We start from the raw sequence: 13,264 nt of genomic DNA, 5'->3' as shown, positions 1-13,264 counted from the left end.
GAGCCGTCGTTGTGCGTATTCGACTGTGAGGTCGAAAATCCCATCGCCCCCTCGCTCAGCGCGGCGGCGAGCAGCGTGGCCATCTTCGCCACCTGCTCTGCGGACGATTCGCCGCCGACCGCGTCGTCGCCCATCGCGGCCAGCCGAATCGCCGAATGCCCCACCAGGAAGCCGGCATTGACGGCTGTGCGGCCCTGGAGCCGGGACAGCCAGTCGCCGAACGACGACCATTCCCAGTCCAGGCCTGCGCGCAGCGCCTCGAGCGGCATGCCCTCGACTCGCGCCAGCATCTTCGTCAGGTAATCGCGTTGGTCCGGCCCCGCGGGCGCCAGCGTGAATCCGCAGTTGCCGCCGAAGACGGTCGTGACGCCATGCTGCACCGACGGGCTTGCGGTCGGGTCCCAGAACAGTTGCGCGTCGTAGTGTGTGTGCAGGTCGACGAACCCCGGCGCAAGTGTTTGGCCCTCGGCATCAACGGTTTTCGTGGCGGGTTCGTCGACTTCGCCGACCGCCACGATGCGGCCGTCCCGCACGCCCACATCGCCATGGCGGGCGGGTGTGCCGGTGCCGTCGACGATCGACGTGTCTCGGATCAGCAGATCCAACATTGCAGACTCCTATGCTGCGCCGCTGCGGGCCAGCCACCCTTCGTCCGGTAGCGGGTGACGGAAAAGCTCTGAGGCGTTGCGGTGGGTGATGCGAGCCGCGTCTTCGGCCGACAGCTTCGCGACATTGCGCGCGACGACGTTCTGGGTGTCCGGCCATGTCGAGTCGGCGTGCGGGTAGTCGCTCTCGATGAGGATCCGCCCCGCCCCGATGGCGTCGAGCGTGCCGAACGCCGTGGGGTCGTCGATCGAGCAGAACCAAAAATTGCGCCGCAGCACCTCACTCGGCAGCAGGTCGCTCTTCCATGAGCCGCCCTCGCGTGCTGACGCGGAGTGTGCGAGGACGAAGTCGGCGCGGTCGGCCAGCATCGCCACCCAGCCGAGGCCGCCCTCGTCGAGCGTGATGTTCAGATCCGGGAAGCGCACCGGAATTCCTGACCACAACCAATCTGCCGTCGCGACAAGCGCATTCACGGGAAACAGCGTGGTGATCGTCTCGAACGGGGTGTCCGGCGCGGGAATGGCCGCCCACTGCGCTGAGCCGGTGTGAAGGCAGACGACGGTCCCGGTCTCCTCGCATGCCGCCAGGAACGGATCCCAGACCCCGGTGTGCAGGCTGGGCAGCCCGCACTGGGCAGGCAGCTCGGGGAAGCTCACCGCCTTGAACCCACGCTCGGCGTTGCGGCGTACCTCTTGTTCCGCGAGCTGCGGATCGGCCAGCCACGGCAGCTGCAGCGGGATCAGCCGGTCGGGGTAGGCGCCGGCCCACGCGTCGAGATGCCAGTCGTTCCATGCCCGCAGCACTGCGAGCCCGAGCTCGGGATCGTCGCTGCGCCAGAACACTGTCCCCGCGAACCCGGCGATCAACGAGGGGAAGTTCAGCGACGCCCAGATGCCCGCCAGATCCATGTCTGCGATCCGCGCATTGACATCCCAACAGCCGCGCCGCATTTCGTCGAACCGGGCGGGCTCCATGCTCCATTCTTCTTTCGGCCGACCGATGACCGCGTTGAGCCCGATGTTCGGATAGGTACGGCCCTCGTACTGCCATACCTGGTTTCCGTCGTCGGTCTCGACGATCTTCGGCGCACGTTCCGTCAGCGCGGCGGGGAGGCGTCCGTCGAACATGTCGGGGGGCTCAATGACATGGTCGTCGACGGATATCAGGATGTGCTGTCGCTCCCTGGGCGTCGGGTCGGGCAGCAGCGCCATACCTGACGACTATGGTCCGATTTCGGCAGCTGTCAATGCTATTTGTGCAAAAACAGCCAGACAGTTGATGTGCTCGATCAGACGGTGTTGGGGTCCGCCACCGGCGCGTCTGGGGGCAGATCACGCACTCTTGTCGCAGTGAACGGCATCACGAGCGGGCCGCCGGGGCATGGTGAACGTGGCTTGATGCCGATGCCGACGAATGTTCCATCGGGCTTGACCTGGAATGTCTGCGTTTCACCGCCCTCATGCATTTCGCCGTTGTTGCACGCATACACGAACCCCCTGGTCATTACCCACTGGTCGTTGGTTTCGCGATACACGAAGGTGGACGCTTCAGCTGGTTGCGGCCAACCGTACGTGTTCAGGTCTGTGGCGGTCGCGACGCAGCCGGCGGGGGGGCAGGCGGAGCGGATACCGACCGTCGCCGAGTACGAATTGGTCGGGAACGGCTTGCCGTCCTGCGTCTGTTTGCTGCCGTCATAGTCAAACCGATAGACGCCCTCGATGAGCGCAGATGCCGAGGCGGATCCGGGAGTGAGCAACGCGACTGGTGACCCAATGCCGGCCACGACAGTGGCCGCTAAGAGAACGCGAGAGATGGTCATGGTGTCCGCCCCATTTCGGTTACCGTCGCGCGTGAGGCCGCGTGGTAGGCCAACTATCGCACTGCGCAGCCACAGCCAGAGAGCGTTTCTCACAAGTTCCGTTGAGGCTCTGTCGATCTTATTGACCAGCTACTGCGGCGGCGGCTGCCGTACGTATCCGCGGGCCTGCGTGAACGCGCGAATGCCGTCGAGCCCGAACTCCCGGCCGAGGCCGGACTGCCCAACACCCCCGAACGGCACTCTCGGGTCCTGGGCTGCCATGCCGTGGCAGTTCACGCTGACCGTGCCTGCTACGAGTTGGCTCGTGACCTCGTCGGCAAGCGCGTCGTCACCGGTCCATACCGACGCGGTGAGGCCGAAGTCCGTGTCGTTGGCCGCGGCGACGGCGTCGTCGATGTGGTCGTAGCCGAAGATCGGCAGCACCGGGCCGAATTGTTCCTCCCGGGCCAGCGCCGAATGCGGCGGCGCGCCGGTGACGACTGTCGGCAGCATGAAATGCCCACCGGAGTCGGCGTCGGCGTCGCGGAGTCGCCCCGCGGTGCGCACCGTCGCTCCCTGTGCCGCAGCGTCTTTCACGAGTGCGTCCACTCGGTCACGGGCCGCCGCCGTATGCAGCGGGCCGAATGTGACCTCCTCCGCGAGGCCATCGCCGACCACTTCCCGCTCACACCGTGCGAGCACCGCCTCGGCCAGCGCGTCGACTTTCTCGTGTGGCGCGTACAGCCGCTTGATCGCCATGCACACCTGTCCGCCGGTGGTGTAGGTCGCCGTCACCAGCGCCTCGACGAGCTGATCGCTGATGCCGATGTCGGGCGCGATGATCGCTGCGTCGTTCCCGCCGAGCTCCAGCAACACGGGCGTGAGCCGCGCCGACGCGGCCGCCATCACCGCACGGCCGGTCGCGCATCCGCCGGTCACGGAGATGACGTCGATTCCCGGATGGGCGACCAGCGCCTGAGCGAGCTCAGCGCCGGGACCGGACAGCACACTGACCACGCCCGGCGGCAGCGCCGCGGCGAACGCCGCACCGAGCTGCAGAGCAACCAGCGGAACCGTCGGCGGCAGCTTGACCACTGCGGTGTTGCCTGCCGCCAGCGCCGGCGCCAGCTTCGTCATCAGCAACGCAAGCGGCCAGTTGAACGGAATAACAAGGGCTGCAACACCATACGGCTCTCGATGCAGCCGCGGATAAGGCACGTTCGGGTCGATCTGCTCAGGCGCGAGCGCCGCTTCCGCCATGGAGCCAACCACTGCCGGAAGCACCGCTGCGGCGCCGAGTTCGAAGCTCGCCTCGGCGAGCACCTTGCCGTGTTCGCTGGTGTAGAGCCGCGCGCCGTCGCGCGCGTTGAGCTGCTCGCCGGCGGCCGCGGCCGCCGCCACGATCTTGGCGACCCGTTCGGCGACATCCAAGCCACGCCACCCCGGCGCCGCCTTGCGTGCCGCCCCCACCGCCGCGTCGAGTTGGGCGCGGTCGGCAGCGGGAGCCTCGCCGACGACTTCGGCCGGCCTGGCCGGGTTATGGACGGGGTAGCTGCCTGCGCCACCAGGTTGCGGTTCGCCGCCGATAGTCAGCGTGGCCAGAGTTGACGTTGTCATGGCAGGTCTCCCTTGACCCGGTCGTGTGGTCTCGTCATCGTAAGTCCGTATGAAGGCCGTCGTGCTGCGCGAGGCCGGTCGGGCCACCGCGGTGGAAGATCTGACGCTGCGACCGGTGGCCGGCCACGAAGTCACAGTGCGGCTGGTAGCGAGCGGCATCTGCCACACCGATCTGTCGGTGCGCGACGGCGACATGCCGGCACTGCTGCCGTGCACGCTCGGGCACGAGGGCGCGGGCATCGTCACCGAGGTCGGCGACGACGTGGCGACCGTGCGTCCCGGCGACCACGTGGTGCTCACCTGGAACGTGCCGTGCCGAACATGTCCGGCCTGCCTGCGGGGTGATTCCCACCTGTGTCCGAGCGGGCTGACGCACGCGTTCGGCGAGCCCTACGCGTCGAGTGCCGAGGGCGCGGTGTGGCCGTCGATGGGTGCTGGGACGCTGGCCGAGAAGACACTCGTGCCCGCCGCCGCGGTCGTCAAGGTCGATGCGTCGCTGCCGCTCGAACTGGCGGCCCTGCTGGGTTGCGCGGTGACCACCGGTGTCGGCGCGGTGATGCGCACGGCGTGCGTCAGACCAGGGGACACCGTGCTCGTCATCGGTTGCGGCGGTGTGGGATTGGCGGCACTGCAGGGAGCCCGGTTAGCCGGGGCGTCGCGCATCGTCGCCGCCGACGCGGTGGCCCCTCAGCTCTCGGCCGCGGCGGCCAATGGCGCGACCGACACCGTCGACGCCAGTGAAACAGATCTCGTTGCCGCGGTCCGCGAGCTCACCGGAGGCGACGGCGTCGATCACGGCATCGAGGTCGTCGGCAAGGCCGCCACCATCCGCGCGGCGTATGACGCCACCCGCCGCGGCGGCACGGTCACGCTCGTCGGGGCCGCCCCGATCGACGAAACGGTGACGTTCCCCGCGCTGTCACTGATGGCCGACGGCAAGACGATTCGCGGCAGCGTCTACGGCGCGAGTGACCCCGCGCGCGACATACCGGTGCTCGCCGGCCTTGCCCTCGCGGGCCGGCTCGACCTCGAGGCGCTGGTCACGCGGCGCATCGGGATCGACGGCGTCGCAGCGGCATTCGCGGATATGGCGCGCGGGAACGGAGCTCGCAGCGTGGTCTGCTTCGGGGCGCCTAGGTGAAGTGGGTGTGCGGCCGCGCGAGCGCGACGTCGTCGACGAAGATGTCGAGCTTCTCGTTGTAAAACGCGATCAGCCTGGCAATCGGGGCAACCTGCTCCAACGGATGGTCGTAGGTCCAGGCAAGATCCGCATGCACGGTGTCGCCGGCCCGTACCGACCAGTACCCGGAGGTGATCCCCTTGTATGGGCAGAGCGATTGGGTGTGGCTGGCTTCGAGGTGCTCGAACGCCACATCAGTCCGATCGATGTAATACCTTGTCGACAAACCGGTTTCGAACAGCAGCACGGGACTGTGGGTGTCGGCGAGAACGACGCCGTCGAGTTCGACTCTGAGGTGCCGGTGTGAGCGCAAGGCATCGACGCGCACGTAGGGGTTACGTGGATGCCCGACGATCGGCTCGTCCTCCTCGAACCAATCAAGTGCGTCCCATTCGAATCGCGCGTGCCCGGAGACCGGGCCGTCGCCGTACACGCGCGCAGCCGACTTGCGGGTACGCCCGTCTCTGGTCAGCGAGTGCGTTCTTGACACGCCCAGTTGCAGCTTCTGCTGATGGTCCTCGTCCTCGAGGTAATCCGTGCGGACGTCGGACAACGGGATGTAGTACTGCGGGTAGTACGGGATTTCCCAGACGTAGAGGGCACGGGTCGTGTCGAAGAGCAGCGTGTTGTCGAAATAGCCGCGGACCCGCCGCGGAGCCGGCTCGATCCGGCCCCGGTCGGCGGCCATCTGCGGATAGTCACGATCGGGGTTTTGGGATTCCGGAATCACGGGCGTCTCCTCCGAGTGCGTAGGTCTCCGCTCAGTATCCGGCGGGCTCATTGAAGATGACGACGAGGCTGACGATCTTGCCGTCGCGGACGCTGAAGTAGTTGGAAAGTATCAGCTCATCCGGCAGGTTCGTCTTGTCGTAGTTGCCGTCATATCGCCCGCGAACGACGGTGTCGCCGTGATGGTCCAGCACCTCAACGACCTCGATGGTGACTTTGTCGCCGACGATTTCTCTTTCCACCCAACGGCGGACGGCGTCCGTGCCTACGAACTCGCGACGGTTGTCGTTGACGTAGGCGTCGGTGGCGAATGTGGCCATGATCCGGTCGGCGTCCATGGCGTTGACCGCGTCGACATGCTCGGCGACGATCCCGCTCAGCGGTGTTGCGTGCATTGGGGCACTCCTTCGGCTTGGGTTGTTCAGTGACAACGCCAGCGTGTCGGCTTCAACGACGGGAGGGTCAAGGCCGCCCTGCGCCTGAATCTCTCCCCCAAGGGGAGGGCGCCGGGTCAGACGCCCGTGTCGAAGATCGGCCAGCAGACCTGTGTGCGCCACTGACTTTCGTCCGGGGTGTCATTGCGGTCCACGAGGTAATACTCGCGCAGCGGCCCGTCGACGGCCAGCGCGTGTTTGGTGACATACGTCGCCAAATCGCCATAGGTGCGGTCGATTTCACGATAGCTACCGAGGTGGTCGATCGTTGCGAGCTCGACACCGGGCACGACCAGTGTGGTGACCCTGCCCAACTCGCGGACGCTGGCCTCGCAGGGAAGGAAGATCGTCGCCTGACCCCGTTCGTGGGTGAACAACTCGTCGGCGAAGATGCCGCCTGCGGGTCCATTGGGTGCCACGCGCTGAGCAGCCAGGGTCGCACGGAGCTCCCCGACCGCACCCTCGTACCAGGTGAGCGCATCTGCGACGTCCACGATTTCGACGATCGCCGCTGCCCGGGTGGCCGGCACCCGGCGCCGCCCGACCTCGTTGACCTCCGACCCGGCCGGGCGCTCGAGGAGGTCGCGCAACGACGCGACCGCATGTTGAGTGCGGCTGAGCCCGTCTTCAAGCCTGTTGAGGTGCTCGGTGATCAGCCGGTTCCGGGTCGCCAGATCGGGGGCCTTCAGCACTGCCCGAACCTGATCGAGCGGCATGTCAAGATCGCGAAATCGTCTGATCACTTGGGCAACCGGGATCTGCTCGGTGGTGTACCGCCGATAGCCCGTGTGACGGTCCACATCGGCCGGCTCAAGGAGCCCGATCCGGTGATAGTGGCGCAGCGTCTTGACACTCATGTGGGTAGCCCGCGCGAAGTCGCCTATGGAAAGAGTCGCCTGCATGACTGAAGTCTGCACACTCCCGTAGGGGGAGAGTCACGAGTTGGCCGGTCAGATCAGCGACCCGCTCGGGCACCTCCACCGCTGTTCCGAGTGCTCGACGACAACGAACTTGATGAACTCGCATGTGGCGGGTAAGTGCCAGGGCCACACTACAAACAAAACCCACCGAGAGGGCGCAAATGACTGATAGCGAAAGTGATCGATCAACCCGAGAACGCCGGCGGCTGGTGCCGATACCGATGCTCACCGGCGTGCTGGCTGTCATCGGTGCCGTCGTGTTGGCCCTTTTGCTATCCGGATGTCAGAGTCGGTCGGCAGGTCCAGGTCCGGGCCACTACAGGGTGACCGCCACCGTGCCCGCCAAGGGCCCGTTCGGAGTGGCGGTGGACCCGGGCACCCACACTGTCTACGTCGCCAACTACGGGGACAAGACGGTGTCGGTCATCGATGCCTCGACGCGCGCTGTCACCTCCACCGTGCCCGTCGGCAAGACCCCGAACGGGGTGGAGAACCCAATCGGGATGGCGGTCGATCCGGGCAGCCACACCGTCTACGTCACCAACTACGCGGACACGGTGTCGACGATCGACGCCTCGACGCGCACCGTCACCGCCGCCGTGCCCGTCGGCACGTTCCCATGGGGGGTGGCGGTGGATGGGGCCAGCCAGACGGTCTACGTTTCCAGCCACTTCACCAACACTGTGTCGGTGATCGACGCCTCGACGCGCGCCGTCGTAGCCACCGTGCCGGTCGGCCAGGACCCGGACGGGGTGGCGGTGGATCCGGGCACCCATACCGTCTACGTCGCCAACGACCGCGACAACACGGTCTCGGTGGTCGACGCCTCGACGCGCGCGGTCATAGCCACCGTGCCGGTCGGCAAGGGCCCCGTCGGGGTGGCGGTGGATCCGGGCACCCATATCGTCTACGTCGCCAACAACGGCGACAACACGCTGTCGGTGGTCGACGCCTCGACGCGCGCGGTCGCAGCCACCGTGCCGGTCGGCAAGAGCCCGGACGGGGTGGCGGTGGACCCGGGCACCCATATCGTCTACGCCACCAACAACGGCGACAACACGTTGTCGGTGGTCGACCCCTCGACGCGCACCGTCACCGCCGCCGTGCCCGTCGCCACCGGCCCGTATGCCGTGGCGGTGGACCCGGGCACCCACACCGTCTACGTCGCTGCCAACGCACTGTCGGTGGTCGAATCTCGATAGTGGGTTGCATCCCGCACGCTCGCTCTGCACCACTGGCATCCTTGATCCATGGCAGGTAAAGAGATCGACCGCAACCGTGCGCGCGGCGCGGCCGACGTGTTCAAGCAGCACCCCCTAATGGTGTTGTTCGCGATCTCACCCGTGGTGATCGTCGCAGTCGTGGTGGGTGCGCTGACGTCTCCGATCTGGGGAGTGCTGTTGTTCATCGTTGCCGCGCTGGTGGGCGGCTGGGCGCTCGTCCGCAAGCGATAGCGCGACAGCAGATCAGCTTCGCCGAGGGTGAACGCACTTCCCTACCCACTGCAACGGTGTAATCATGTAATCATGCGATCACACCATGGACACGGGCGGCGGTTCGGCCGCCCTGGCGGCTGGCAGCAAGCCGACCAACCCGACGCCGCCGACGCACCCGATTGGTTCGCCGGCCGACTACCTGATGAGTGGTTCACCGAAGCCCCGGAGGTCGTCGCGGACCGCGAGGAGATCACCGTCATCGGGCGCCTTGCCGAACCCGAAGGAGCCGAAGGCGAGGGCGCCGACGCCCGCGGCGCCGGCCGTGCCGCTCGCTTCCGAGAGGACACCCGGCCGCAGCGGATGCAGATCGCCGACGAGGCGCAGGCGCGTTACGGGCGCACCGTGAGCTGGGGCGTACGCGTCGGCGAGGAACGAATCATATTCACCCACTTGGCTGTTCCAGTCATGACGCGGCTTCGTCAACCGGATCGGCAGGTCCTAGACACGTTGGTCGACGCGGGAGTGGCGCGGTCGAGGTCAGACGCCCTGGCGTGGTGCGTCCGGCTCGTCGGGGAACACACCGACGAGTGGCTCGCCAAGTTGCGCGAAGCAATGTCCGAGGTCGACGATCTGCGCGCCGAAGGCCCGGACCTCTAGACCTGCGTCATTTCCCAATAAGCGCCACGCTTGGCCATCAGCTCGGCATGGCTGCCCCGCTCGACGATCCGGCCCTCCTCGATCACCAGGATCACATCGGCGTCCCTGATCGTCGACAGCCGGTGCGCGATGATGAAACTCGTTCGGCCGCGCCGCAATTCGCGCATGGCGTGCTGGATCAGCACCTCGGTGCGGGTATCGACGGAGCTTGTCGCCTCGTCGAGGATCAGCAGCTGAGGCTGGGCGAGGAATGCCCGCGCGATCGTGATCAACTGCTTCTCTCCCGCGCTGATGTTTCCGCCGTCGTCGCTCACCCAGGTGTCGTAGCCGTCCGGCAGTGTGTGGATGAACCGGTCGACGTAGGCGGCTTTGGCCGCCGCCAGCACCTCGTCATCGTCGGCGTCCGGGCGTCCGTAGCGGATGTTGTCGGCGATGGTTCCGCCGAACAGCCAGGTGTCCTGCAACACCATCCCGATCCGCGACCGCAACGACTCGCGGCTGATCGTCGAGATGTCAACGCCGTCAACCAGGATTGCGCCGCTGTCGACCTCGTAGAAACGCATCAACAAATTCACCAGCGTGGTCTTTCCCGCGCCCGTCGGGCCGACGATCGCCACGGTGCTTCCCGACTGCGCGACGAAGGACAGGTCCTCGATGACGGGGGTGCCGGGCCGATAACTGAAGTTGACCTGGTCGAACTCGACGCGGCCAGGTCGCAGCTGGCCGTTGGCCGACGGCAATGCGACGTCGGTGTCCGGTGTCTGCTCCTCGGCGTCGAGGAGGTCGAAAACGCGTTCCGCGCTTGCCATTCCGGATTGCAGCGTGTTGTACATCCCGGCAATCTGAGTGAGCGGCTGGTTGAACTGGCGCACGTATTGGGTGAACGCCTGGATCGCGCCGATCGTGATCTGCCCAGTCGCCACCTGCAGGCCGCCGACTACCGCGACGGCAACGTAGCTGAGGTTGCCGATGAACGCAGTCAGCGGTGCCACCAGACCGGAGAAGAATTGTGCGCCGAAGCTGGCGTGGTAGACGTCGTCGTTGAGCTGGCGGAACTGCTCCTGTGCCCGCGGCCGGTGACCGAACGTCTTCACCAGCGTGAAGCCGCTGTACGTCTCCTCGATGTGGGCGTTGAGGCGACCAGTGTTGGTCCACTGCGCGACGAACAACCGATGCGATCGGCGTGCGATCGTCCTGGTCACCCACAGCGATGCCGGCACCGTCAGCAGTGTGATCGCTGCCAGCAACGGCGAGATCGTCAGCATCATCACCAGCACGGCGACCACCGTCAGCACCGACGACAGCAGCTGGCTGATCGTCAGCGACACCGATGTCTGAATGTTGTCGACGTCGTTGGTCACCCGGCTCAACACTTCGCCGCGCTGCCGAGAGTCGAAGTAGGACAGCGGAAGCCGATGCACTTTGTCCTCGACGTCCGCGCGCAGCGCGACCATCGTGCGCTGGACGGTGACGTTGAGCAGGCGTGCCTGCACCCAAATCAACAGGCTGGCAAGAAGATACAGGCCAAGCGCCAGCAGAAGCGTGCGGCCCACCGCGGCGAAGTCCACGCCGACGCCAGGCGTCACGTTCGCCCTCGACAACAAGTCGGCGAAGGTGCCGTCACCGCGTGCCCGCGCGGCTTGCACCGCCTGCTCTTTGGTGATGCCCGCTGGGAGCTGGCGACCGATGACCCCGTTGAACAGGAGGTCCGTCGCGTGCCCAAGCACCCGCGGACCCACCACGCCGATCGCTATGCCCACGACCGACAACCCCATCACTGCTGCAGCCAACCCCCGCTGCGGCGTCAATCTCTTCAGCAGCCGGATCGCCGTCGCCCGAAAGTCCCGTGACCTCTCGGGCGCCTGCGTCATGGTGCGCATCGACATCCGCATCGGCCCACTCACTGGTGCTGTCTCCTCTTCGCGCGAGCGCTCATCGGCGCCCCACCCCGACCGACTGCGAGTCCGCGAACTCGGCATACTGCGTACAGTCTGCGAGCAACGACCTGTGCGTGCCGGTTCCGACGACACGCCCGTCGTCGATTACCACGATCTGGTCGGCATCGATGACGGTCGAAATACGTTGTGACACAACGATCATGGTCGAATCCGTCGAAGCGGTGCGGAGCGCGGCACGTACCCGGGCATCGGTGCGCACGTCCAGGGCCGAGAACGCGTCGTCGAACAGGTAGACCGTGGGGCGGCGGATCACCGCACGGGCGATCGCCAGCCGTTGCCGTTGGCCTCCCGAGAAGTTGATGCCACCCTGCGCCACACGCATGTCGAGCCCGTCGGCGTGAGATGAGACGAAGCCGTCGACCGCCGCCACCTCCAGCGCTTCCCACATCTGAGCGTCGGTGGCGTCGGCCTTGCCGTATCGAAGGTTGTCGGCGACCGTGCCGGAGAACAGGTAGCCGCGTTGCGGCACCAGCCCGACCGCCGACCACAGCTGTTCGGTGTCGTACTCGCGCACGTCGACGCCGTCCATGCTCACCGATCCGGCGGTCACGTCGTACAGACGGCAGATCAGCGACACCAACGTCGACTTGCCGGATCCCGTGCTGCCGACGATCGCGGTCATCGTGCCGGGCTGTGCCGTAAGCGAAATGCCCTGCACCACTGGGCGATCGGCCCCCGGATAGCTAAACGTCGCAGAGTCCAATCGCACGAGGCCGGCCAGAGCCTTGGGCCACACGGGATGTTCGGGGCTGCGGATGGTCGGCTCGGTGTTCAGCACCCCGGTAATGCGCTCGGCGCACACCGAGGCGCGCGGGAACAGGATCACCAACAGCGTCGCCATCATGACCGACAGCAGAATCAGCATGAAGTAGGAAAGGAACGCGATCAGCGAACCGACCTGCATCCGCCCGGCGTCGATCCGCATGCCGCCAAACCAGATCAGCGCAACGCTGGACACGTTGATCACCAGCGTGCTCACCGGCAGGAGCAATGCCTGCCACCGGCCCGCGGCCAGCGCCGAGTCCGACAGCGCGCGATTGGCCGTATCGAACCGGCGTTGTTCGACGCGCTCGCGCGCGAAGGCCCGCACCACCCGGATTCCCGACAGCTGATCGCGCATGACGCGGTTCACCCCGTCGATCTGGCGCTGCATCCGGCGGAAGATCGGAAGCATCCGCGACACGATCAGGTAGTTGGCGAGCGCCAGCACGGGCACGCTGACCAGCAGCAGCCACGACAAGCCGGCGTCCTGGTGCACGGCCATCGCGATCCCACCGATGCACATGATCGGCGCTGTGACCAGCACGGTGCACGTGATCTGGACGAGCAGCTGGATTTGCTGGACGTCGTTGGTGCTGCGAGTGAGCAGGGACGGCGCGCCGAACTGAGCGGTCTCGTGGGCCGAGAAGCCAGTGACGTGGTCGAAGATCGCAGTCCGCAGGTCGCGGCCGAACCCCATGCCGGTCCGCGACCCGAAATACACGGCGGCCACCGAACACAGCACCTGCAGCGCGGTTACTCCGAGCATGACGACGCCCAGCCGCGTGATCGTGTTGGTGTCGCCCTTGGCGACGCCGTCGTCGATGATCGCCGCGTTGACGGTCGGCAGGTAAAGCGACGCAAGTGTGCTGATCACCTGCAGCGACCCGACGATCGCGATCAGCCCGCGGTACGGCCGCACGAATCGGCGCAGCAGTCCCAGGAGCATCTCCGTACTGTCGCACGCCCGGGCGGATCGGTTCCTGGACCAACGCGCCAGCCGGGTCATATGCGCAGGTCAAGCGCCATCCGCCACCCCACTTCGCGGCTGCCGCTATCCTGCTGTCGTGATGAGCAGCAAGAGCGCGACCCGCAAAGCGGGCCCTGTGAGGCGCAGACTGCCTTTGATGGTGATGGTCGTATCGGCGGTCGTCGCGCTCGTTGCCGGCT

At 66.6% G+C, this 13,264-nt stretch carries 13 protein-coding genes; 4 read left to right on the top strand and 9 right to left on the bottom strand.

What is annotated here, in order from left to right:
* The 4 genes from QOH60_RS12970 to QOH60_RS12955 form a co-directional block, all read right to left on the bottom strand.
* Window positions 1-608, bottom strand: a 608-nt coding sequence (locus QOH60_RS12970; RefSeq protein WP_526420858.1) for an amidohydrolase family protein, incomplete at its 3' end; no start/stop codon positions are given.
* A 9-nt stretch (window positions 609-617) separates the two neighbouring features.
* Window positions 618-1,817: an amidohydrolase family protein gene (locus QOH60_RS12965; protein ID WP_526420856.1), complete on the bottom strand. Its 1,200-nt coding sequence runs from the start codon at window positions 1,815-1,817 to the stop codon at window positions 618-620.
* A 77-nt stretch (window positions 1,818-1,894) separates the two neighbouring features.
* Entirely contained in the window at window positions 1,895-2,425 is a 531-nt protein-coding gene (locus tag QOH60_RS12960; protein WP_526420854.1) for an Rv2253/PknI dimerization domain-containing protein, read from the bottom strand.
* 129 nt (window positions 2,426-2,554) lie between these two features.
* On the bottom strand, window positions 2,555-4,021 hold the full coding sequence (locus tag QOH60_RS12955) for an aldehyde dehydrogenase family protein (RefSeq protein WP_526420852.1): 1,467 nt from the start codon (window positions 4,019-4,021) through the stop codon (window positions 2,555-2,557).
* A gap of 49 nt (window positions 4,022-4,070) precedes the next feature.
* Here QOH60_RS12955 and QOH60_RS12950 point away from each other — a divergent pair, with 49 nt between their 5' ends.
* Window positions 4,071-5,162 (top strand): Zn-dependent alcohol dehydrogenase, encoded by a 1,092-nt coding sequence (locus QOH60_RS12950; protein WP_526420850.1) that lies wholly within the window; start codon window positions 4,071-4,073, stop codon window positions 5,160-5,162.
* Here QOH60_RS12950 and QOH60_RS12945 read toward each other — a convergent pair.
* The 3 genes from QOH60_RS12945 to QOH60_RS12935 all read right to left on the bottom strand — a co-directional run bounded on the left by QOH60_RS12945 (window position 5,155) and on the right by QOH60_RS12935 (window position 7,266).
* Window positions 5,155-5,889: a DUF427 domain-containing protein gene (locus QOH60_RS12945; RefSeq protein WP_526420861.1), complete on the bottom strand. Its 735-nt coding sequence runs from the start codon at window positions 5,887-5,889 to the stop codon at window positions 5,155-5,157. The two genes, QOH60_RS12950 and QOH60_RS12945, sit on opposite strands and share 8 nt — an antisense overlap.
* A gap of 73 nt (window positions 5,890-5,962) precedes the next feature.
* Window positions 5,963-6,325, bottom strand: a complete 363-nt coding sequence (locus QOH60_RS12940) for a nuclear transport factor 2 family protein (protein ID WP_526420848.1) — start codon at window positions 6,323-6,325, stop codon at window positions 5,963-5,965.
* Window positions 6,326-6,441: 116 nt separating this feature from the next.
* Window positions 6,442-7,266 carry a MerR family transcriptional regulator gene (locus tag QOH60_RS12935; RefSeq protein WP_526420846.1) on the bottom strand — a complete coding sequence of 275 codons (825 nt, stop codon included), beginning with the start codon at window positions 7,264-7,266 and terminating at the stop codon, window positions 6,442-6,444.
* A gap of 179 nt (window positions 7,267-7,445) precedes the next feature.
* On the opposite strand from QOH60_RS12935, the gene QOH60_RS12930 reads away from it, so the two are divergent.
* From QOH60_RS12930 to abmR, 3 genes are all read left to right on the top strand, one after another.
* Window positions 7,446-8,486: a YVTN family beta-propeller repeat protein gene (locus tag QOH60_RS12930; protein ID WP_526420844.1), complete on the top strand. Its 1,041-nt coding sequence runs from the start codon at window positions 7,446-7,448 to the stop codon at window positions 8,484-8,486.
* Between the two features lie 48 nt (window positions 8,487-8,534).
* The gene (locus QOH60_RS12925) at window positions 8,535-8,738 is read left to right on the top strand and encodes a hypothetical protein (RefSeq protein WP_526420842.1); all 204 of its coding nucleotides are present in this window, start codon (window positions 8,535-8,537) and stop codon (window positions 8,736-8,738) included.
* Window positions 8,739-8,810: 72 nt separating this feature from the next.
* The gene (abmR, locus tag QOH60_RS12920) at window positions 8,811-9,377 is read left to right on the top strand and encodes an ATP-binding transcription factor AbmR (RefSeq protein WP_526420840.1); all 567 of its coding nucleotides are present in this window, start codon (window positions 8,811-8,813) and stop codon (window positions 9,375-9,377) included.
* Here the strand turns inward: abmR and QOH60_RS12915 are convergent.
* Window positions 9,374-11,269 carry an ABC transporter ATP-binding protein gene (locus tag QOH60_RS12915; protein ID WP_526420859.1) on the bottom strand — a complete coding sequence of 632 codons (1,896 nt, stop codon included), beginning with the start codon at window positions 11,267-11,269 and terminating at the stop codon, window positions 9,374-9,376. The genes abmR and QOH60_RS12915 overlap by 4 nt on opposite strands.
* A gap of 40 nt (window positions 11,270-11,309) precedes the next feature.
* The gene (locus QOH60_RS12910; protein ID WP_526420838.1) at window positions 11,310-13,043 is read right to left on the bottom strand and encodes an ABC transporter ATP-binding protein; all 1,734 of its coding nucleotides are present in this window, start codon (window positions 13,041-13,043) and stop codon (window positions 11,310-11,312) included.
* Window positions 13,044-13,264 lie beyond the last annotated feature (221 nt).

The sequence above is a fragment of the Mycobacterium sp. genome (genome assembly GCF_032159765.1).
GTDB lineage: Bacteria > Actinomycetota > Actinomycetes > Mycobacteriales > Mycobacteriaceae > Mycobacterium.
This window is presented reverse-complemented; position numbering and strand designations above follow the sequence as displayed.

Excerpts from the sequence above, each read along its gene's own strand:
- QOH60_RS12945 (WP_526420861.1), bottom strand. The coding sequence starts at position 5,889 with ATGGCCGCCGACCGGGGCCGGATCGAGCCGGCTCCGCGGCGGGTCCGC.
- QOH60_RS12960 (WP_526420854.1), bottom strand. The coding sequence starts at position 2,425 with ATGACCATCTCTCGCGTTCTCTTAGCGGCCACTGTCGTGGCCGGCATT.
- abmR (WP_526420840.1), top strand. The coding sequence starts at position 8,811 with ATGCGATCACACCATGGACACGGGCGGCGGTTCGGCCGCCCTGGCGGC.
- QOH60_RS12935 (WP_526420846.1), bottom strand. The coding sequence starts at position 7,266 with ATGCAGGCGACTCTTTCCATAGGCGACTTCGCGCGGGCTACCCACATG.
- QOH60_RS12955 (WP_526420852.1), bottom strand. The coding sequence starts at position 4,021 with ATGACAACGTCAACTCTGGCCACGCTGACTATCGGCGGCGAACCGCAA.
- QOH60_RS12965 (WP_526420856.1), bottom strand. The coding sequence starts at position 1,817 with ATGGCGCTGCTGCCCGACCCGACGCCCAGGGAGCGACAGCACATCCTG.
- QOH60_RS12930 (WP_526420844.1), top strand. The coding sequence starts at position 7,446 with ATGACTGATAGCGAAAGTGATCGATCAACCCGAGAACGCCGGCGGCTG.
- QOH60_RS12925 (WP_526420842.1), top strand. The coding sequence starts at position 8,535 with ATGGCAGGTAAAGAGATCGACCGCAACCGTGCGCGCGGCGCGGCCGAC.
- QOH60_RS12915 (WP_526420859.1), bottom strand. The coding sequence starts at position 11,269 with ATGCGGATGTCGATGCGCACCATGACGCAGGCGCCCGAGAGGTCACGG.
- QOH60_RS12910 (WP_526420838.1), bottom strand. The coding sequence starts at position 13,043 with ATGCTCCTGGGACTGCTGCGCCGATTCGTGCGGCCGTACCGCGGGCTG.
- QOH60_RS12940 (WP_526420848.1), bottom strand. The coding sequence starts at position 6,325 with ATGCACGCAACACCGCTGAGCGGGATCGTCGCCGAGCATGTCGACGCG.
- QOH60_RS12950 (WP_526420850.1), top strand. The coding sequence starts at position 4,071 with ATGAAGGCCGTCGTGCTGCGCGAGGCCGGTCGGGCCACCGCGGTGGAA.